Genomic DNA, 21,757 nt, shown 5'->3' with positions numbered 1-21,757 from the left:
ATAGAGTGAAAGGTACAAGTCGCAGACTTGCACCAGTTACTGAAACCTAAATTCCAATACCTAACCTCACCTAAATATAAAAACCAATCCCCAATCTCCAATAACTAATCCCTAATTTGTACCTTTGCAAAACAAAAAATAATAAATCAAATGGATATATATGTAGGTAGTATTCCTTTCAAATGGAAGGAAGAAAAATTAGTAGAGATTTTTGGAGAGTTTGGAGAAGTACATTCTGCCAAAATCGTGATAGATAAAATCACTCGTCAGAATAAAGGTTTTGCTTTTGTTGAAATGCCAAATGACGAAGAAGCAAAAGCGGCAATTGAGGCTTTGGACGGGAAAGAATTTGAAGAAAGAAAAATCGTTGTTAATAAATCTGTACCCAATAATGCGGGCAGTTTAGATAAAAAGAAGAAAAAACCGTATCCTTCAAAGCCAGAAAACAAGGAATGGAAGCCATTTAAGGGTATCGGCAAAAATAAATTTGGTAAAAAGTAAGATTTTAAACTCATGAATTTCTTCTACGAGTTTTCGTCGAAGAAATTACCATTTCATCAACAGAAAACTGAATAATTAATGAAGTACGTTTTACTGCTAATTTCAACCTGTTTCGTCATTCATGTTGAAGCACAAGGAGTTTTAACGCTTGATGAAGCCGTGAAAATTTCGTTGGAAAATAATTACGCCATCAAAATTGCCAAGAGTAACCAGAAAATTGCGGATAATAATAATACTCGTGGCAATGCAGGAATGTTGCCAGTCGTGACAGGTTCTGCCAATAAAAACTACAATATTAGTAGCGTAACAATTGGGCTTTTTGACCCAAATTTGCCAACAATTGAACGTTCTGGCGTATCAAATAATACAGGAGGAGCAGGCGTAAATGCCATTTGGACATTATATGACGGCTTGGGAATGTTTATCGCCCGTGACCGCCTGCGTGAATTACAAAAGACGAATGTTACGCAAATTGAAAGTTCGGTAGAAAATTCAATTGCTCAGGTTAGTAATGCGTATTATGATATTATTCGCCAGTCGAGAAGAGTAAAAAACTTGAAGCAAGGTTTAGGAATCTCCAATGACCGACTGAAATTATCCCGTGACCGTTATGAAGTTGGACAAGGTTCAAAAGTAGATTTTCTTTCCGCACAAGTGGATTATAATGAAGACAAGGCCGCACTTATTGCTCAAGAACAAGCTTTGGAAAATGCTAAAATTAGCCTTAATTCTTTGTTGATTAGAAGTTTGCAAGAGGAGTTTTCTACGAATGATACCATTACCTATGACAAATCTTTGTCTTTAGAAATATTAAGAGAAGCAACTTTAAAGCAAAATCCATTATTGATTTTGGCAGAACAAAATAAGCGTTTGGCGGAAATGGATTTAAAATTGCAAAAATCAGCTCAATTGCCTCAAGTTGATTTTATTACAGGTTATAATTACAATGCTTCCAATAACGGTGCTGGAGCTCCACAAGCGACTAAATCACTCCAAAATTTTGCGTTTAGTTACGGACTCAGATCGTCAATTAATATTTTTGATGGCTACAATCAGAAACGAAGAATTCAAAATGCTAAAATAGGGCAGGAGATAGCGAATTTACAAGAAGGAGATTTACGAAATCAATTAAATACGGCTTTGGAAAGAACGTATTTGAATTATCGTAATGCTTTAGAATTGATTAAGTTAGAAACAGAAAACTACAAAATTGCTCGTCAAAATATCGACATTGCTTTTGAAAGATACAAAGTCGGTAACTCAGCAGCTTATGAACTTCGTGAGGTGCAACGCAACGCCGTAGCTGCCGAAACTCGTTTAATTGAAGCCGAATTTAATGCTAAAATCACGGAAATTGAATTGTTGAGATTGAGTAGTAAGATTGTGGAATAATGCAACCATGTTTTGACCACATAGGTTAGATAGGAAACATAGGGTTGGAGATTAATGCGGGTATCAAAGCATCCGCAGGTGAGTTAGATAGGAAACATAGGGTTGGAGATTAATGCGGCTATCAAAGCATTCGCAGGTGAGTTAGATAGGAAACATAGGGTTGGAGATTAATGCGGGTATCAAAGCATCCGCAGGTGAGTTAGATAAGAAATATAGGGTTGGAGATTATTTTGACGTTTTTAAAATTAAGAAAGAATTTCTACAAAAAAATAAATAATATAAACTACAAATAATTGATATGGATACACTTACAAAGAGAAAAGTTAATGAATTGAGCTATGAAGTTTTGGGAGCCGTTATTGAAGTACACAAACATTTAGGCTCAGGTTTGTTAGAAAAAGTTTATGAAAAATGCCTGATTCATGAATTGCAAAGTCGTGGCTTTAAAGTCGATTTCCAGAAGACAATATATGTGGACTACAAAGGTGTAATTGTAGATTGTGATTTGCGTTATGATTTACTTATAGAAGATACGATTTTAGTAGAATTAAAGGCTGTTTCTACAATGTTACCCATATTTGAAGCTCAATTGATGAGTTACATGAAGTTAATGGAGATTCCTAAGGGAATACTTGTCAATTTTCATTGTACTAACATTTTTAAGGAAGGACAAAAAACTTTTGTTAATGATTTTTATCGAATGTTGCCAGACTGATCAAAGTTAACCACATCGTTAGGGTAGAAAATATAGGTTTAATAAAACTTTCTGTTATCAACGCATAATTTAACCATATAGGTAGGGTAGAAAACATAGGATTAATAAATTTTTTTGTTGAGAGCCCAATTTTATCCTACCGATCGGGTTAATTAAACTTCTATTTACTGCGTTTCTTTTGTTAAAACAATGTTTCCTATCCTATAATTTAACCATATAGGTAGGGTAGAAAACATAGGATTAATAAATTTTTTTGTTGAGAGCCCAATTTTATCCTACCGATCGGGTTAATTAAACTTCTATTTACTGCGTTTCTTTTGTTAAAACAATGTTTTCTATCCTATAATTTAACCGTATAGGTAGGGTAGAAAACATAGGATTAATAAATTTTTTTGTTGAGAACCCAATTTTATCCTACCGATCGGGTTAATTAAACTTCTATTTACTGCGTTTCTTTTGTTAAAACTATGTTTCCTATCCTACCTATGTGGTTAAGCTATGCGTTTACATCCTCAACAGCCATCTGTTTATCATACAATTCACGATAAACCCCATTTGCTTCCATCAAATCATCGTGCGTGCCTTGTTCAACGATACGTCCGTCGTCAAGCATGATGATTTTATCCGCTAATTTTGCTGATGAAACTCGGTGCGAAATAATCACCGAAGTACGTCCTTGCATAATCCCTTGTAAATTATTCAAAATCTGATTTTCAGTTTTGGTATCTACTGCCGAAAGACAGTCGTCCAAAATCAAAATTCGTGGTTCACGGGCAATGGCACGAGCAATAGAAAGTCGTTGCTTTTGTCCTCCCGAAAGCGTAACGCCACGTTCTCCCAAAACCGTATCAAATCCTTCTGGAAAATCAATTACATTATTGTACAAATCAGCATCTTTTGCCGCTTGAATAATTTGCTCTTCGGTCATGTTTTCACTACCGAATTTTACATTATTTTTGATTGAATCCGAAAACAAGAAAACATCTTGCGGAACGTACCCAATTTGAGAACGTAAATGATTAACATTCAGATTTTTGATAGGATAATTGTCAACTTTTATTTCTCCGTCCGTCACATCATACATTCTACAAAGTAAATTGGCAACGGTACTTTTTCCAGAGCCAGTTGTTCCCAAAATTGCCACCGATTCACCCGCCGAAACTTGCATTGAAAAATCCTTTAGAGCCACAATTCCAGAATCTGGATAAACAAAATTGACATTTTTTACGTCAATATCTCCCGCAATATCTTTTACGATATTTTCTTTTGAAATAATGTTCGTTTTTTCATTCAAAAACTCATTAATACGTTGTTGTGAAGCCGCTGCACGTTGAATTTGCGAAGCCGTCCAACCCAAAGCAATCATCGGCCACGTGAGCATATAGACATACATGATAAATTCAGTAATACTTCCAGGTGTTAAACGTCCAGCCATCACTTCCATACCGCCTACATACACCACAATAACAGAACTTAAACCCGCTAAAACCGAAACCAAAGGCGAAAACAACGAATCAACTTTCACTAAATCCAATGACTTTTCACGGTAAACATTGGCTTGTTTTGTAAAAGCAATCGTTGAAGGTTCTTCTTGTACAAAAGCTTTCAAAACCCTAATTCCCGAAAAGGCTTCTTGCGTAAAAGTGGAGATTTTAGATAAATTAGCTTGAATTTGCTCCGACTTCCGCATGATGATTGTATTCACAAAATAAATACTGAACGACAAAAACGGCACGGGCAAAAGCACAAACCATGTCAGTTTTTGATTTACCGAAAGCATATACCAAACCACAAGTACAAATACCGTAATCAAGTTCAAACCGTACATAATGGCAGGTCCAACGTACATCCGAACTTTATTGACATCTTCCGAAATACGAGCCATTAAATCTCCCGTATTATTTTTACGGTAAAAACTCAAAGGAAGCGTTTGATAATGATGATAAATTTCATTTTTCAAGTCATATTCAATGTGTCGAGACATCACGATGAGTGTCTGCCGAACCAAGAACAGGAAAAAACCTTTCAGTAGAGCCAACACCAAAATCATCAATCCGTAAAGCAGAATTGAAAAAGCGAAAAATTCGTAAATAGAAGATTGGAGTTTAAAACCATCGAAGAGGAAATATAAATCAATGGTTTCTTTTACCAAATCAAGTGCATACCGAACAATTTGGGCAGGAACAACCCCGAAAAGATTGGAAACAAACGTAAATAATGTACCCAAAATTAAGTACCATTTATATTTCAGAAAGTATTTGTTGAGATGCTTTAGGTATTTCATATAATATTGAACGTGTCAATTCTTTCAATTGTTCATTGATGCTCTAAAATTAATAATTCTGTACTTGCTTTACTAATTTCACTCACCCTGATTTGTTCGTTCTCGCTAACCTCAATTTGCAATTGGGGTTTATATGGTCAAGCGTCCAATGTCATTTAGTTAAGGAAATAAGTCAGAATTTATAACATGGAATTGAGAATGAAGGAGTAAAATATCCTCCGTAAAACTTCTAAAATCTACATTCTTTATTAAGAATTCTTAATTTAAAATTCTTAATCTCGCTAACCTCGATTTGCAATCAGGCGTCGTTTGGTTTTGCGTCTCAGACACATGACCATATAAACATGAATCATCCTGAATTTTAAAATCATAAAAAAACGGTCAAAATTAGTTTTAGAACACTTTTTTATGATTGATGGGACACTGAATTCCTACTGTTTGAGCGTAGCGAGTTTAGGAATTCTTGAATTTTTTGTTACTTTTTGTTTCAAGACAAAAAGTAAGGACGAGAATAAGTCCAAAAACTTATGAATTCCCTCAAATACCTAAGACAAAAGAAAAATTCGGGATGACTCATGTAGCTATAAAACTCTTTTAACACAATAAATTTACTTAAAATAGCTCTATTTTCTTAAAAAAATACTAATTTTGCAACATTATTTGTAACACGGACACGCAGTCCGTTCATGTCTAAAAAAAAACGTTCTTTCAGTACACAATGGTAAATAGACGACTTCTCCGAACAAAGGCTTTCCAAAACCTTTACGCCTTCCGCACAGCCGAGCGAGCTGATTATCAGTTATACCACGATTTGATTTCAGAATCTTTCCTTCCCAATCTTGATTTAATGATTCCTAAAGAGCAACAAATGCCTAAGCTTGAAGGCTTGCGTAAGTTGGCGGAATCTCATTATGAAGCAATCTTGAATAAGAAAGACTTAGAAGATGATTATCCTCTTGAGGCTAAAAATGCCGCAAAAAAGAATATACTCCTTTACCGTGATGCCGTAAAAAGAGACCGTGCAAAAATTACGCAAACAATGGTGGACGAAGTAGAAAATATCTATCATGTCTATTTGAAAATGCTTAATTTGTTGCTTGAAATCACGGATATTGCCGTTTGGGATGAGCAACGCCGTTTGGTTGAAACGGATTTCCGTACTGCCAGATTAGCCGAAAATAGTGTATTAAAGGCACTCAAAAATCTTAAAACTTTAGAAACTGAGTCAATCCGAAGAAATGTAAATTGGACTGACGATGACCAAAATCTCCTCCGTAAACTTTTCTTAGATGGCATCTTGCCTGATACCGAATTCCAGTCGTACCTTCGTAGCACAAAACATACTTTCGAGGAAGATTTAGCCTTAGTTATGTACCTTGTGAAGACTTTTGTTTTGAAACATCATTCTATTGCGGATTATTTTGAAGAAAAAGACTTAAATTGGGGCGAAAATAAGGACGTTCTTAAAAGTATGATTGTTAAAACTTTTAAGATTACCAGCATCGAAGAACTTGCTTTGCAACCTTTAGCTATGAATTGGGAAGACGATAAATTATATTTCGTTGACCTTTTCAACAACGTTTTAGATAACGAAGAATCTTACGAAAAAATCATCTTAGACCAAACTCAAAATTGGGAAGGTGACCGTTTAGCAATGACCGATTTGTTGATTCTGAAATTAGGTTTAGCCGAAATGATTCACTTTTCGAGTATTCCTGTAAAAGTTACAATTAACGAATACATTGAATTAGCAAAGAATTATTCAACACCAAAATCTGGACAATTTGTCAACGGTCTTTTGGATGTACTTTCTCAGAAATTACAAAAAGAAGGCATTGTCAGAAAATCTGGACGTGGATTAATAGACAATAAGTGATTAGTTATTGGTTACTGGTTATTAGTTACTGGCTTTCTATGTTAATAAATTTAGATTCGATATGACTCTAAATTTATTAACTGATAACCAATCATTAATATCCAATAACTGATAACTGATAACTGATAACTGATAACTGATAACTGAAAAATGAGCAAATCATCAAAAACATTTTGGGCATTTATGACAGGTGCCGCAGTGGGTTCAATCTTAGGTATTTTGTATGCTCCAGACAAAGGCGAAAATACTCGTAACAAACTGTTCTATCAACTTCAAAAATACAGAGACCAATTACAGGGTTTAATTTCTGATTTGATTGAAGGCAAAGAAATACCAGAAACAATGGCAAAATCGGAAGGTAAAAAAGTGGTAAATGAAGCTCGTGAAAAAGCCGAAAGACTTTTGGAAGACGTAGAAAGCATGATGAGCCAAATCAAAGCAAAAGCGTAAATTCCGATGTTTGGTTTTCGATGTTAGATATTCGTTTTAGTTGAAATCTTAAAGCCCCATTTTTATCAAATATCGAACAAAAACGATTTAATAGCCCATGAAAAAAGTATTAATCTTAGCCCTGTCGTTTGCTGTTTTTGTTGCTTGTGAAAATAAACAACGCACAGATGCCCAAACACTTGAAGAAAGACAGAAAGCTCTTGAACCAACGGATGATAAATTTCCAGTAATGGCAATTGATACGCCATCGGTTGAGTTAGGCAAAATCACAGAAGGTGATACTGTCATGCACGTTTATAATTTCAAAAATACGGGCAATATGCCTTTGGTATTGAGCAATGTTAGTGCTTCATGTGGTTGTACAACGCCTTCGTATTCTAAAGAACCTGTTGCTCCAGGAGAAAAAGGGTTTATCACTGTGAAATTTAACAGTAAAGGAAAAGAAGGTAAATTGAATAAAACTGTGACGGCTTTTGCCAATACCAAACCAGCCGAAAATGTAGTTTCGTTCAAAATAGAAGTTTTAGCAAAATAACTATAAATTATGAATGATGAGCGGTCCACCGCTGCGGTTATGAATTTATTTTCATGGCTACGAACCTATCATTCATAATTTATAACTCATCATTAATCATTAAATAGAATGTACAATAGTATTTTATTACAAGGATTTGGCGGAGGCGGAGCTTCTTCGTTATTTTTAATCGGAGGAATGTTCGTAATCATGTATTTTTTCATGATTCGTCCACAACAAAAAAAGCAAAAAGAACAGCAATCTTATATTGATGCCTTGAAAGCTGGCGATAAAGTAGTGACAATCGGAGGATTACACGGTACGGTTGTTTCAGTACGTGATAAATCAGTTGTGTTAGAAGTTGATGCTAACAAAGGAGTTAGAATGGTTTTCTTGAAAACTGCTATCTCAAAAGATTCGTCTTCACAACTTGCAGAATAGTTTTCTTAAAGTTTAAGTTTTAAAGAAGTTAGAGGGTTAAAAGTAGGTACTTTAAGCTTTCTAACTTCTTTATCTTTCTAACCCTTTAACAATTTCCCATGAAAACCGCTACTTCAAAAACTGACCTTAAAGCTATCTTTATAAGCCTTTTAGCCGCCATTATTTTTTGGGTAATGAATGCTTTAAACAAAGATGGTTATTCTCAAAGAATGTCCTTTCCGCTTCAATTCTCTTACAACGATTCTCTTTATATCCCAACGCAGCCACTTCCCGAAAAAATATCCGTAAATGTATCAGGTAATGGTTGGAATCTCTTGCGTAAAGCTTTTGCCTTAGATATTACGCCAGTAAAATATTCAGTAGAAAAACCACTGAAAACTAAATACTTAAATACAGGTTCATTGGCAGATTCGCTTTCTGAATATATCAAAGATGTAAAAGTTAATTACGTTGTAGCCGACCGTTTCGATTTAGAATTTGACCGTAAAGTTTCCAAACAATTTACCGTAAAAGTGGATAGTGCCTCAATTCCATTGAAAGAACGTTATGTGATTTCGAGTTTGATAAACGTGAATCCTCGTACCGTTACACTTGAAGGTCCAGAATCAGTATTAGAAGGAATGGGAAGCGTTATTTACGTAAAAATTCCAGGGAAAAGGCTACAAGATAATTTTGACGATGAGATAAAATTACCAATTTCCCAAAACTCACTCATTAAGCCAAGCAAAGACCGTGTAGCTGTAAGTTTTGAAGTTTCTGAGTTATTAAAATAAGTTTAGATAATAGATGATAGAGAAAAGAGTTTAGATGATAGATTTTAGAGAAAAGAGATTAGACTATTTAAAGAGTTGGTATTGTTTGAAATTATTAGTTATTTTCTATCCTTTAATGTCTTCTATACTCTTTTCTCTAACCTCTATTCTCTATAATCTAATTTAATTATGCAAAAAGTCATTGGAATTACAGGCGGAATTGGCTCAGGGAAAAGTCTCGTATGCAAGGTTTTTTCTATTTTGGGAATACCCATTTATGATGCCGATTCAAGGGCTAAATTATTGATGAACAATGATTTAGAGATGAAAGATTTAATCCAGAAACTTCTTGGAGAACAATCCTACACGTCTTCGGGTGAATACAACCGTACGTGGGTAGCCTCACAAGTTTTCAATAATCCAGAACTATTAAAGCAACTCAATGCCATTGTGCATCCAAGAGTACGTCAAGATTCCCAATCTTGGATTCAAAAATATCCTAAAGCTCCCTTTTTACTCTACGAAGCCGCCTTAATGAAAGCGGCAGGTGACGGTAATTTCTTCGATAAAGTAATTGTTGTGAATGCTCCCATCGACCTCAGAATCAAACGAGTACGACACCGAGATAAGCGAACAGAACAAGAAATTAAAGACATCATCGACCGACAAATTTCTGATGAAGAAAGACTTTTATTTGCTGATTATGTCATTGAAAATGATGAAAAGCACCCTGTTTTAGAACAGGTTTTGCGTTTATATCAAGAGATTTTGCAGTAGATAATTCATAATAAAAATTGTTAAAGGAGACTCATGAAACTGAAAATCATGGGTCTTTTTTTATGTCAAAATTGAGTAAACTGAAAAATAAGTTAAATAACTTAAAATTTAGTTGTATAACTGAAAAATAAGTTATAAGTTTGACTCATGGAAGAATTAACAAGAACAGAAGAACGAATTATGCAAACACTTTGGCAATTGGACCTTGCTTTTGTGAAAGACATTATTGAGCATATTGATGAAGAACCCAAACCTCCATACAATACGATTTCATCGGTTGTCAGAATTTTGGAAAAAAAGGGGTACGTTGGTTACAAAGCCTACGGAAAAACATATCAATACTTCCCGATAATTTCTAAAGCAGACTACGCAAAGCAGACTTTCAAGAAGGTGCTGAATAACTATTTTGATAATTCTGCTACCAGTTTGATGTCATTTTTGGTGCAAGAAGAGCAAATCAGCGAAGAGGAATTGGAGAAATTACGTAAAATAATCGGATAAAATCTCAACTATTAAAACTATGAATTACTTGATGGAGTCTACCGCCTGTATTGCTATTTTCTATGGGCTTTACTTATTGATTTTTAGACGATTTACCTTCGTTAGACTCAATCGTGTCTATTTACTTTCAAGCCTAATCATAGGTTTGATTTTTCCGCTGATTTCTTATGAAGTCGAAGAAATTGTGAAAGTTCCTGTCAATCAAATAGTTTATTCTGAGCGTAATTTTCAACCAGTAATGGTGAATAGTTCTACTTCATTAATTGTGAATGAGCCTGTCGAAAATGTGATTGATTGGGATTTTATGATAGAAATTATTTATGTTTTAGTAATCGTTTTAATGGCTTTTAGATTCTTAATAATGATTTATAAATTATTGAAAATCAAAAGAATATCTATTGGCGGTGATTATATTTCTACCCAAAGTCGATTTGCCAATTCATCATTTTTTAACCTAATTTTTATTGATGATTCTAACCTTACTCAAGATGAAATTCAGCAGATTTTAGCTCATGAAAAATGGCACATAAAGCTTTTCCATTCTTATGATTTGTTGTTTGTAGAAATACTGAAAATACTATTTTGGTTTAATCCGATTTTGTGGTTGTATCAGCGTTCACTCTCGGAAGTGCATGAGTATGAGGTAGATACACGTATGATACAAAATTATAATCCACAGTCATACGCTCAACTCTTACTGAAATTAGCAACGTCCAATTCTACATTGGCAACCACTCATCATTTCAGTCGTAAGCCCTTGACCGACCGTATTCATTTTATATTCACTAAACAAAAATCCGTACCTATGAAACGATTAGCGTATTTATCCATTTTACCCATTTTAGGGGTATTATTCATGGCTTTTTCATTGGAGAAAGTTGTGAAGTATCAAGAAATTGAAGATAGTTCTAAGCATTTTAAAATTGTGAGAGGAAATAAAATTAATATTTCGGAAAGTGACATGTCTAAGTTAGCCATTATGCGATTAATGGATGATGAAATACAACTTTTCATTGGTTTTGATAAGCTAACAAACGAGTCGATTGAAGAAGCCAAAAGCTACTTTAAAGATTATGGTTTTTCTTTAAATATGATTGATTATCAAGTAGATAAGAAGAATGTTTTGACAAATATTGAGTTTAGTTTATTAGAAGATGATAAAACTGAGAAAGAAAAAAACAGAAACAGAAATTATGAAATGTATAACGATGGGGGGAAATTTGATTTAGAGGAATACCGTAAACTTTCTAAGGAAGATAAAGGAATGTTTCTGTCAATTAGAGCTAATAAGAAAACAGGAATTCATACGGTAAATTTAGGTCATATTCCGCCAACGCCACCAGCACCACCAAGACCTCCGTTAGCACCTAAAGCACCCAAAGCGTCGCCAATATTGCCCGCACCGCCTAAACCACCATTAGCACCGAAATTAGGGTTTTTGAATAATGCTTTTTCAGATTCTGTAAAATTAATTGGTGAGGGACAGCTTGGGAAAAATCCTTTGGTATTTATTAATGGAAAAAGCTATCCATCTAATGTTTTGTATAAACTCAATCCGACTAAAATATCAAATTCTACAATTTATAAGCGTGAAGGTGTTCTGAAAAAGTTTGGTGTAGAAAATACGGATGGAGCTATTGAAATAAACACTTTCAACAGGTCAAATGAGGATTTATTTTTGTCAAAAAAACAACTCAATATTGCTGTCGAAAATGAGAGGAAAAGGCGAGAAGCTCGCTCTTCTGGAAAAAGTTTAACGAGAGTCACTTTGAAAGATTTTAACGGGAATGAAAAGGATGAAATAGTAGTCTATAAAGATGGAAGCGAACGTGCTTCTGCTACAGTTTCTAAGGGCGGGCAAATTTTGTTTCAAGTCGGAGATGTGGTTAAAACAGAAGATGAAATGAAAGAAATTAACTCTCAACTTTTAGGTAGTACAGTTTTTGCGAGTGAGGAGAAAAAAACAATTGAGAAACTTGGTATGAAAATAAATGGCAAACCAATTGAAGCAATTATGAAATTTAATCAATAATTAAAAAAGGCTTCTGAATCACCTCAGAAGCCTTTTTTATAAATATCTCAACAATTACGCATGAATAGCACGATTTTCAGTTGCTGCTAAACAAGCCTCTTTCATCGCTTCTGTGTATGTTGGGTGTGCGTGCGACATACGAGCTACGTCTTCTGCACTTGCACGGTATTCCATCGCTACAACTGCCTCCGCAATCATATCCGCTGCTCTTGCACCAATGATATGAACGCCCAAAATTTCGTCAGTTGCTTTGTCAGCTAATACTTTCACCAAACCATCTGTATCCATTGAAGCTGTTGCACGACCTAATGCTTTGAATGGGAATGAACCTGCTTTATAAGCAATACCAGCCGTTTTCAATTCTTCTTCTGTTTTACCAACTGAAGCTACTTCTGGCCAAGTATAAACTACACCTGGAATCAAATTATAATTGATATGTGGTTTTTGTCCTGCAATAGTTTCAGCTACAAAAACACCTTCTTCTTCTGCTTTGTGAGCCAACATTGCACCACGAACTACGTCGCCGATGGCATAAATATTGGGTACATTTGTTTGTAAAGTATGTTCATCAACAACAACTTTACCTCTATCTACCGCAACGCCTGCACCTTCTAAGTTCAAGCCTTCTGTGAACGGACGACGACCAATACAAACCAAAACATAGTCACCTGAAATAGTAACTTGTTCGTCTTTTGAATTGGTAGCAGTTACCGTTACATCATCACCGTTATTTACAACATTAGTAACTTTATGTTGGAAGAAAAATTCTGCTTTAAGTTCTTTTTTCAAACTCTTCTGCAATTCTTTTCCCATTGTTTTATCCATCGTTGGAATCATTGAATCCGCAAATTCTACAAAGCTAACTTTTGCTCCTAAACGACCGTAAACTGAACCTAATTCAGCACCAATAACGCCTGCTCCGATAACGATAAGGTGCTTTGGCACTTCTTGTAAGTTTAAAGCCTCAGTAGAAGTGATAACACGCTTTTTATCAACTGGAATAAATGGCAATGCCGTAGGTTTTGAACCCGTTGCAATAATTACGTTTTTAGCGGTCAAATCTTCCGAAGTACCGTCAGCTTTGGTTACTTTAATGGTGTTTTTATCCACAAAAGAGCCTAAACCATTGTAAGTCGTGATTTTATTTTTTTTCATCAAGAACGTAATTCCATCGTTCATTTTCTTCACAACGCCAGTCTTGCGACTAATCATTTGCTCCATATTGATTTTTGGAGCAGAAATCTCAATTCCATGTTCTGCAAAAGAATGAGAAGCATTAAAGAAGTGTTCAGAAGAATCTAAAAGTGCTTTTGAAGGAATACAGCCAACATTTAGGCAAGTTCCGCCCAAAACACTGTATTTTTCGATAAGAGCAGTTTTCATGCCCAATTGAGCTGAACGAATGGCGGCAACATAACCCCCAGGGCCCGAACCGATTACTATTACGTCGTATTGCATATTTAAGTATTATGTATCAGATACTAAGTATTAAGAAATTGCTTAATACATCTATTCTCTATTAATTATTCTCTGTAATCTATTTACCCTCTATCAACAATTTCAGATTCTCCGTCTCCATCAATGTCAAACCCAATTCTACGGAATTCACTTTGAGATTTTAAAGAGCCTATTTTTTTGAAAATGAATGAAACTTGAACAGTTGTACCACTCGAATTAATGGAAGTGGTATTCACTAATTCCCATCCTTCAGAGCCGAACTGAGCAAGCATATTGTTAACTTCTTTGGCATCAAGTCCAAATTTTCCTTTTCCATTGGCATCAAAAAGAGTAGGACTTAAATCTGCTATAACGGTAAGGTAATCCCATTTAATAATGTTCATTTTATAATCTGAGATAAGCATTAAGGATTAAATATAAATTATACTTAACCCCTAATACATTGTACTTAATATTTTCCTAAACATCCAACAACAAACGAGTTGGGTCTTCCAATAATTGCTTTAATCTTACCAAGAATGAAACAGATTCTTTTCCGTCAATAATTCTATGGTCGTAAGAAAGAGCAACGTACATAATTGGACGAATTACGATTTGTCCATCCATCACAACTGCACGTTCAACGATGTTGTGCATCCCTAAAATTGCTACTTGTGGTGCATTGATAATTGGTGTCGAAAGCATCGAACCAAAAATACCGCCATTCGTAATGGTGAAGGTACCACCTGACATTTCTTGTAAAGTCAACTTATTGTTTTTAGCCAAAGTAGCCAAACGAACAACTTCGCCTTCAATGCCTGCCAATGATAAGTTTTCAGCATTTCTGATTACAGGAACTACTAAACCTTTGGGAGCAGATACTGCAATTGAAACGTCACAGAAATCATTGTAAACAATTTCTTCACCGTCGATTGAAGCATTCACCGCAGGGAATTCTTTCAAGGCAACACAAACTGCTTTTGTGAAGAATGACATAAAGCCTAAGCCAACGCCATGTTTTTCTTTGAATTTATCTTTGTATTTTCCACGTAAATCCATGATTGGCTTCATGTCAACTTCGTTAAAAGTTGTTAACATGGCCGTTTCATTTTTTACTTGAACTAAACGACGAGCAACTGTTTTACGAAGTGACGTCATTTTTTCACGACGTTGAGAACGGTTTCCTGATGCTGAGACAACTGCTGGAGCTGAAGCAACGGCAGGAGCAGAAGGTGTTGCTACTGGAGCTGGTTTAACGGCAGCATTAGCATCTTCCTTCGTGATACGTCCACCTACGCCTGTTCCTGATACCGAACTTACATCAATACCTTTTTCTGCCAAAGCTTTAGCAGCAGCAGGTGATGCGTGACCAGCAGCATAATTTCCTGATTGTGGAGCTGATGCAGTTGCTTGTGGAGCTGCCACAGGTGCTGGACTTGGAGAACTTGCTCCTGCACCAACAGTAATAGTTGCCACCACGGCACCGATTGGCAATACTGAACCTTCTGATGCTACAATATGAAGAACACCCGCAGTTTCAGCAGGAAGTTCAAAGGTTGCTTTATCGGATTCTAATTCACATAAGACCTCATCCATTTTCACAGAATCACCTTCTTTTTTGCTCCAAGCAGAAATGGTTACTTCTGTGATTGACTCACCAACCGCAGGAACTTTAATTTCAATTACTTGGCTTGCAGTAGCCACTGGTGCAGCAGGAGTTTCAGCTACGGGAGCTGGAGCTTCACTTGGTGTCGCTACTGGAACGGCAGGAGCAGGGCTTGCACTCGCACCAACAGGTTCAATAATACAAATTACAGCACCGATTGGTAAAGTTTCGCCTTCTTTGGCAACGATTTTCAAGACTCCTTCTGCTTCAGCAGGAAGTTCAAACGTAGCTTTGTCTGATTCTAATTCACACAAAACTTCATCCATTTTTACTACATCGCCATCTTTTTTATTCCAAGTAGCGATAGTTACCTCGGTTATTGATTCGCCTACTGGCGGAACTTTCATTTCAATTGCCATATCTCAATGCTGGATTGTTTTATCCTTTGTAATGTATTTTTAATAAATTATCTACTATGAAATAACTGTTCTAATTCATAAGTATTTACCACATTTGTAAATCCTTTTTCAATAAGATGCTCTTGCAGTTTTTTGTCGAGTGTCCAAAGTGTAGCATTTAATTCGAGTGATAAAGCTACAAATGCAATGTCTTTACTGTCAACGTCTTTCGTCAATTTGTCTGCAATCTGCCAATGCTCTGAACTTATTTGGTTTTCATTTACTAAACTTAGTTTCTTTAAAGTCAAATAAACAATTTCTAATAATTCTGATTCTTCTAATTTCGAGTATTTAAGAATTCGTTGCTTGTGTTTAAAAATTTCCACCTGCATAAAATAGCATGAGAATTTTTCAAAATCATTCATCGGATTCATCAAAACATCTGCTACTCTACCTTTCGAACTCATCAAAGCACTCATAATTACACTTGTATCAATAACTACTTTCATTTGATGAAATGTTGTTTGTTCTCAATCCACCAATTTTTGTTTATATCATCTGCAATTCCCAAAATATCCTCGTCTGATGCAGTGCTTTGAGAAGCAATCGTTTTTACCCGAACATAATCTAAAAACTGCTGTAAAATACCGATATCGACAGATGAAGGTATTTTGATTAAGAATTCATTATTGATACGTTCTATTGACATGATTTTTAATATTAAATATAGTGAGCAAAAAGAGATTTTAAAATCAGACGTTTATATTTGTCTTTCACATATCGCTTTCTGCTCGCTATACTAAGCAAAAGCTCTATCAACTAATTCTGCTTGTTCGATATTATGAACTTTTAAGAAACCTGTTGCAGGAGAAGCTGATTTTTTACGAGCTACCAAACTATCAAATGGTTTCCATCCAAATTCACGAATAACAAATGACCAATATCCCATGTTTTCTGGCTCTTCTTGTACCCATAAAACTTTTGCTTTTGGATATTTGTCAAGTTCAGCTTGTACTTTCGTAGCTGGGAATGGGTGTAATTGTTCTACACGTACAATGGCTACATCGGTACGGTTTTCTTTTTCTTGTCTTTCCAACAAATCAAAATAAACCTTTCCTGTACAAAGTAATACTTTTTTCACTTTCTTCGCATCAACGAAATTGTCTCCGTAAACCTCTTGGAATGAACCATCAATGAATTCAGAGATTGGAGACATTACTTTTGGATGACGGAATAAAGATTTTGGTGACATTGTAACCAATGGCTTACGGAAATTCCAAGCTAATTGACGACGTAATGCGTGGAAAATATTCGCAGGAGTTGTCAAGTTTGTTACCATGATATTCTCTTCCGCTGCCAATTGTAAGAATCTTTCTGGACGAGCATTTGAGTGTTCTGGCCCTTGTCCTTCGTATCCGTGTGGCAATTGCATTACTAAACCATTCATAGTTCCCCACTTAGATTCTTGCGAAGAAATAAATTGGTCAATCATCGTTTGAGCACCGTTTGCGAAATCTCCAAATTGTGCTTCCCAAATAACTAAAGCATCTGGATGAGCTAAAGCGTAACCAAACTCAAAACCAAGTACCGCATATTCAGATAATAACGAGTTATAAATCTGTAAGAATTCTTGGTCTGGTTGAATATGATTTAATGAAATATAAGACTCATTCGTGTTGGCATCATGCAATACTGCGTGACGGTGCGAGAATGTACCTCTTTGTACATCTTGACCCGAAACACGAACTGATTTTCCTTCTACTAATAATGAACCGTAAGCTAATGCCTCAGCAGTTGCCCAGTTCAATGCTCCATTGTCAAAATATGCTTTTCTATCCGAAAGAACTTTTTCGATTTGTTTCAACGCCGTGAATCCTTCTGGTAATTTAGAAAGAGAAGCCGCAATTTTATCAATCGTTTCTTTTGAAATACCTGTTTTGGGTGAGTTTTCAAAATCAACAGATTCTGCATAACGTAATTCTGCCCAACGGTTATCCAATTTTAATGGATGATATTCTGGACGAATTTTTTGCTTGATTAAATCTAAACGAGCTTGTAACTCTGCCTTAAATTCAGTGTCCATTTCAGCCGCTAATTTGGCATCAATATCACCACGAGCAATCAATTTTTGGTTGTATAACTCTCTTGGATTTAGGTGATTAGTGATGTTTGCGTACAAAGTAGGCTGAGTAAAACGTGGTTCGTCAGACTCATTGTGACCATTTCTACGGTAACAAACCATATCAATAAATACATCACGATTGAACTGCTGACGGAATTCTGCTGCCATTTTAGAAACAAAAACCACTGCTTCTGGGTCGTCACCATTTACGTGGAAAACTGGAGCATCAATAATTTTCGCAACGTCTGTACAATAGATAGATGAACGAGCATCTTCAAAGTCAGTGGTAAAACCTACTTGGTTATTGATGACAAAGTGAATAGTTCCACCTACTTCATAACCTTTCAATTTAGCCATTTGCGTAACTTCATACACAATACCTTGCCCAGCTACGGCAGCATCTCCGTGAATTAAAATCGGAAGAATTCTGTCGTAATCTCCTTCGTAGTGAACATCGGCTCTTGCTCTACAAAAACCTTCTACTAAAGGATTTACTGCTTCAAGGTGAGATGGATTTGGTGCTAACTTCAATGAAATCTCAACGCCCGAAGGAGTGATATGTTTTGAAGAATAACCCAAGTGATATTTTACGTCACCATCGCCATGAATTTGGTCAGGAAGATTTCCTTCAAAACCATCAAAAATAGCGTCGTAAGATTTGTGCATGATGTTGGCAAGAACGTTCAAACGTCCACGGTGAGCCATACCAATCATGGCTTCTTGAACGCCTAACTCAGCCGAACGGTTGATAATAGCATCAAGAGCAGGAATGGTACTTTCGCCACCTTCCAAACCAAATCTTTTTTGACCTAAGTATTTAGTACCCAAGAAGTTTTCGAAAACGACAGCTTCGTTGAGTTTTTCTAAAATCTGCTTTTTCTCATCAATCGAAGGATTAAAAGCCAATGCTTCTTTTTCGATTTTTGCCCGTAACCATTCTTTTACTTCTGGCTCACGGATGTAGGCATATTCAAAACCTACTGAACCCGCATAAATCTTGTTAAGAGATTCGAGGATTGTACGTAATGAAACAGCACCAATTCCCAAGAAATTTCCTGCTTGGAATTTAGTATCTAAATCTGCGTCTGAAAGAGCATAGTCTTTCAAATCTAAGCGTGGCTGACGGTTTTTACGTTCACGGATAGGGTTGGTTTTAGCCATCAAGTGTCCACGAGAACGGAACGCTTTGATAAGACTAATAACTGCCATCTCTTTCTGAATCATCGAAGAATCAGCAGGTGCAGATGCAACATTAGTTTGCCCGTTAGATGAGCCACTCCATGCAGCATGAAAATCAAACCCTTTAAAGAAGTTTTGCCAACTGATATCTACCGAATTGGGGTCTTGCAGGTACGATTCATAAAGGTCAGAAATCGCTGCGGTATCGGCGTTAGCAATGTATGAAAATTGATCCATTATAATTTTTACGTTAATCTTAGTTGATTTTACGTTTTATTTTCAAGAATGTTTTACTAAAGGCAAAGTTAAGCTATGCTTTTAAAATAAAGCATATATTTTATTTGTTTTTTACTATAAGTTCTTCAAATTTATAAAGTAGGAAAAGTATCATTTTAAAAAGATTTAATTTCTTGGTAAAATGCAAAATAAACATAGTTCCTTACTTGTTTTTTTTGTTTTCCTGATTTATTCATCATTTCCTCTTAAAGCACTACAAAATGAATAGCTTACTTCTTTATTTATATTTTTTCATGGTATCAGCAATAATTTCACCCAAAGAAGGCGATACTCAATTGACAAAAGCGTTTGAATTCGTAAATCTTTATGCACAAAAAGATACTTTACTTGCTGAATGTTCAAAAATATCTAAATCTCAAAAGATAGTGGTTTCGCCTCAGCAAATTGCCTTCGATATTAATAATGTGATGTGTAGTTTTATCCAAAAGAAGTATAAAAAAGAGGGAATATCGTGTTCACAAATTAATATGAAGGAAGGTCGGCTAATAACACTTGCCTCTGATTCGGTATTTAGAGAGATTTCCAAAATAAAGCCAATCCCATTTAACCAAAGTATAATGTATAATAAAGCCCGTGAACCTGAGCTTGGTTATGCCATCATGTTTTCGGATTTATATAAAAATTGTGTGATGGTAGAACTCCGTTATTTTTGTAACAATCAAGCAGGGAATACTTGGGGCAAGAAAGCAATGGTTTTTATGTTTGAATTTGATGCGAGGGATAATATTAAGGCGGTGTATCAGAATGAGAAAAAATATCGTTAAAGTAGGATAGGTTTCCAACCTGTCAATTAGCATACAAACAGGTTGAAAACCTGTTCTACCTCTTCTTCATCACCATATTATAAAACTTAACATTAGGATTCATTTCGTTAAATAAAATAGCTTCTTGTAAGGTTTCTAAAAAGCCTTCTTCTTTTTCTTTATAATCTTGTAAATCTTTGAAACTAATCCCTTTTACCAATTTCCGTTTCTTGGCATCCAATAATCCAGATTCATTGCTTAGGTGAAAACCTTTTGCAAAACATATTTCAACAACATTCGTTTTTTTGATGACATTCAAATAGCAAAGGTGGTCGAAACAATAGAAAAAAGGAGTATTCCAAGAAACCTGCTCTCGGATATTGGGATGGGCGAGCATGATGACTTTTCGTAGTTGTAAGAGCAGCGGTCGTAGAGACATATCTTTGCTTTGGATAAAATCGTCGATGTCAAGATATTTTGGCATTTTACTATTAGAGGTTTATTGAACACAAAATAATGAATAAGCAAATTATATATTTTTTCTTAATTCCTATCTCAATCATCACCAATGATTTAGTTGCTCAGGGAATACAGTGGCAAACTGGCAGTTTTGAGAGTATTTTGGATAAAGCTAAAGCTCAAAAAAAACTAATTTATATTGACATTTATACCACTTGGTGCAGCCCTTGCAAGCAAATGGATGCAGAGGTTTTTACCAATCCGACAGTAGGAAAATTATTCAACGAAAATTTTATTAATTACAAAATTGACGGAGAAAAAGGCGAAGGAAGAGATTTAGTAGATTATTTCGAGTTGGATAGTTACCCAACCAGTATGTTTATTGATGGCGATTGGAATGTGGTGATGAAATTAGAAGGTTTTCGTCCGACAGAAAGATTATTGGAATCAGCCGAACAAGTAAAAGAAAGAGGGAAAATCAGTGGTTCAGATGATGATTTGGAACAAGCCTACTCAAAAGGAAAACGAGATGCCCCTTTTTTGTATGAATATATTAAAGCGAGAGCTTTCCAAAAATTAGATAACGGCTTATTATTAGATGAATATTTGACAAAAATTACGGCTGAACAATTAAAATCTGAAAAGACAGAGAAACTTATTTTAGAAAATGCGTCTTTACTTCGTGGACGAACTTTTGAATATTTGATGACTCGGAAAAATGAGTTGATTTTTGAGCGAAAAATCAAAGGAATAATTTCTCAAAATCTGAATAAAGCGGTTAATCAAAAAAACGAAAAAATGCTCAATGAAGTCTTGACAGCCAATGGGCGACTGAGCAAGACTTTTGCGGAGGCAAACGAATGGAATACAGAAGCAAAAATGAATTATTTTATGCTGACCAATCAACCAGAAAAGTTTTTCATAACGGCAGATTTTTTCATGGAAACTTATATTTTAAAGAAAAATATCACCAGTTTTAAAAACCTTCCAGAACTCAGCGACGTATATAATCTGAAGCTAAGGAAAGCTGCCAAATTTGTAGTAGAGCGTTTTAAAGAGCGTGAAAAATTAGAAAAAGCAGTTGTTTGGATAAGGAAATCGTTAGAAATTGAAGAAAAATCAAGTAATAGCGAAATTTATTCGAGACTTTTGTTTACTTTAGGCAGTAAAATGGAAGCTATTCGGCTGATGGACAGAGCTTTGGAATTAGCCAAGAAAGAAAATGCCAACAACGATTACCTTAATTTATTGAATAATGAACTTACGAATATGAAACGTTAA

General features: G+C 35.3%; 21 protein-coding genes. 13 read left to right on the top strand and 8 right to left on the bottom strand.

Going from position 1 to position 21,757, the window contains the following annotated elements; genetic code table 11:
- The first annotated feature begins 150 nt into the window (after positions 1-150).
- The 3 genes from VB796_RS20000 to VB796_RS19990 all read left to right on the top strand — a co-directional run bounded on the left by VB796_RS20000 (position 151) and on the right by VB796_RS19990 (position 2,608).
- Positions 151-501: an RNA-binding protein gene (locus VB796_RS20000; RefSeq protein WP_323348362.1), complete on the top strand. Its 351-nt coding sequence runs from the start codon at positions 151-153 to the stop codon at positions 499-501.
- Positions 502-579: 78 nt separating this feature from the next.
- Positions 580-1,893, top strand: coding sequence for a TolC family protein (locus tag VB796_RS19995; protein ID WP_323348361.1), 1,314 nt, complete (start codon positions 580-582; stop codon positions 1,891-1,893).
- Between the two features lie 298 nt (positions 1,894-2,191).
- Positions 2,192-2,608 (top strand): GxxExxY protein, encoded by a 417-nt coding sequence (locus tag VB796_RS19990; protein WP_323348360.1) that lies wholly within the window; start codon positions 2,192-2,194, stop codon positions 2,606-2,608.
- A gap of 496 nt (positions 2,609-3,104) precedes the next feature.
- Here VB796_RS19990 and VB796_RS19985 read toward each other — a convergent pair whose 3' ends face one another.
- Positions 3,105-4,892, bottom strand: coding sequence for an ABC transporter ATP-binding protein (locus VB796_RS19985; RefSeq protein ID WP_323348359.1), 1,788 nt, complete (start codon positions 4,890-4,892; stop codon positions 3,105-3,107).
- A 718-nt stretch (positions 4,893-5,610) separates the two neighbouring features.
- Between VB796_RS19985 and nusB the strand changes: the two genes are divergently transcribed.
- The 8 genes from nusB (at position 5,611) to VB796_RS19945 (ending at position 12,235) form a co-directional block, all read left to right on the top strand.
- Positions 5,611-6,768 (top strand): transcription antitermination factor NusB, encoded by a 1,158-nt coding sequence (gene nusB / locus VB796_RS19980; protein ID WP_323348358.1) that lies wholly within the window; start codon positions 5,611-5,613, stop codon positions 6,766-6,768.
- Positions 6,769-6,918: 150 nt separating this feature from the next.
- Positions 6,919-7,218, top strand: a complete 300-nt coding sequence (locus tag VB796_RS19975; protein WP_109743719.1) for a YtxH domain-containing protein — start codon at positions 6,919-6,921, stop codon at positions 7,216-7,218.
- A gap of 97 nt (positions 7,219-7,315) precedes the next feature.
- A complete protein-coding gene (locus tag VB796_RS19970; RefSeq protein ID WP_323348357.1) occupies positions 7,316-7,753 on the top strand; it encodes a DUF1573 domain-containing protein in 438 nt (145 codons plus the stop codon).
- 108 nt (positions 7,754-7,861) lie between these two features.
- Positions 7,862-8,173, top strand: a complete 312-nt coding sequence (gene yajC, locus VB796_RS19965) for a preprotein translocase subunit YajC (RefSeq protein WP_323348356.1) — start codon at positions 7,862-7,864, stop codon at positions 8,171-8,173.
- 98 nt (positions 8,174-8,271) lie between these two features.
- Complete coding sequence (locus VB796_RS19960) at positions 8,272-8,946, top strand: hypothetical protein (RefSeq protein WP_323348355.1); 675 nt, start codon at positions 8,272-8,274, stop codon at positions 8,944-8,946.
- A 168-nt stretch (positions 8,947-9,114) separates the two neighbouring features.
- Entirely contained in the window at positions 9,115-9,702 is a 588-nt protein-coding gene (coaE, locus tag VB796_RS19955) for a dephospho-CoA kinase (protein WP_323348354.1), read from the top strand.
- Between the two features lie 147 nt (positions 9,703-9,849).
- Positions 9,850-10,203 (top strand): BlaI/MecI/CopY family transcriptional regulator, encoded by a 354-nt coding sequence (locus tag VB796_RS19950; RefSeq protein ID WP_323348353.1) that lies wholly within the window; start codon positions 9,850-9,852, stop codon positions 10,201-10,203.
- 31 nt (positions 10,204-10,234) lie between these two features.
- The gene (locus VB796_RS19945) at positions 10,235-12,235 is read left to right on the top strand and encodes a M56 family metallopeptidase (protein ID WP_323348352.1); all 2,001 of its coding nucleotides are present in this window, start codon (positions 10,235-10,237) and stop codon (positions 12,233-12,235) included.
- Positions 12,236-12,289: 54 nt separating this feature from the next.
- Here the strand turns inward: VB796_RS19945 and lpdA are convergent, their stop codons facing one another.
- From lpdA to VB796_RS19915, 6 genes are all read right to left on the bottom strand, one after another.
- A complete protein-coding gene (gene lpdA, locus VB796_RS19940; RefSeq protein ID WP_323348351.1) occupies positions 12,290-13,693 on the bottom strand; it encodes a dihydrolipoyl dehydrogenase in 1,404 nt (467 codons plus the stop codon).
- 83 nt (positions 13,694-13,776) lie between these two features.
- Positions 13,777-14,076, bottom strand: a complete 300-nt coding sequence (locus VB796_RS19935; protein WP_323348350.1) for a hypothetical protein — start codon at positions 14,074-14,076, stop codon at positions 13,777-13,779.
- Between the two features lie 76 nt (positions 14,077-14,152).
- A complete protein-coding gene (odhB, locus tag VB796_RS19930; protein WP_323348349.1) occupies positions 14,153-15,697 on the bottom strand; it encodes a 2-oxoglutarate dehydrogenase complex dihydrolipoyllysine-residue succinyltransferase in 1,545 nt (514 codons plus the stop codon).
- 47 nt (positions 15,698-15,744) lie between these two features.
- Complete coding sequence (locus VB796_RS19925; RefSeq protein ID WP_323348348.1) at positions 15,745-16,185, bottom strand: PIN domain-containing protein; 441 nt, start codon at positions 16,183-16,185, stop codon at positions 15,745-15,747.
- A complete protein-coding gene (locus tag VB796_RS19920; RefSeq protein ID WP_323348347.1) occupies positions 16,182-16,385 on the bottom strand; it encodes a hypothetical protein in 204 nt (67 codons plus the stop codon). Before VB796_RS19920 ends, VB796_RS19925 begins: the two co-directional genes overlap by 4 nt.
- 90 nt (positions 16,386-16,475) lie before the next feature.
- The gene (locus VB796_RS19915; protein WP_323348346.1) at positions 16,476-19,214 is read right to left on the bottom strand and encodes a 2-oxoglutarate dehydrogenase E1 component; all 2,739 of its coding nucleotides are present in this window, start codon (positions 19,212-19,214) and stop codon (positions 16,476-16,478) included.
- A 260-nt stretch (positions 19,215-19,474) separates the two neighbouring features.
- Here VB796_RS19915 and VB796_RS19910 point away from each other — a divergent pair, with 260 nt between their 5' ends.
- A complete protein-coding gene (locus VB796_RS19910) occupies positions 19,475-20,038 on the top strand; it encodes a hypothetical protein (protein ID WP_323348345.1) in 564 nt (187 codons plus the stop codon).
- Positions 20,039-20,093: 55 nt separating this feature from the next.
- Here VB796_RS19910 and VB796_RS19905 read toward each other — a convergent pair whose 3' ends face one another.
- Positions 20,094-20,501: a DUF1801 domain-containing protein gene (locus tag VB796_RS19905; protein WP_323348344.1), complete on the bottom strand. Its 408-nt coding sequence runs from the start codon at positions 20,499-20,501 to the stop codon at positions 20,094-20,096.
- Between the two features lie 32 nt (positions 20,502-20,533).
- Here VB796_RS19905 and VB796_RS19900 point away from each other — a divergent pair, with 32 nt between their 5' ends.
- Entirely contained in the window at positions 20,534-21,757 is a 1,224-nt protein-coding gene (locus VB796_RS19900) for a thioredoxin family protein (RefSeq protein WP_323348343.1), read from the top strand.

It is taken from the genome of Arcicella sp. LKC2W (assembly GCF_034931005.1).
GTDB lineage: Bacteria > Bacteroidota > Bacteroidia > Cytophagales > Spirosomataceae > Arcicella.
This window is presented reverse-complemented; position numbering and strand designations above follow the sequence as displayed.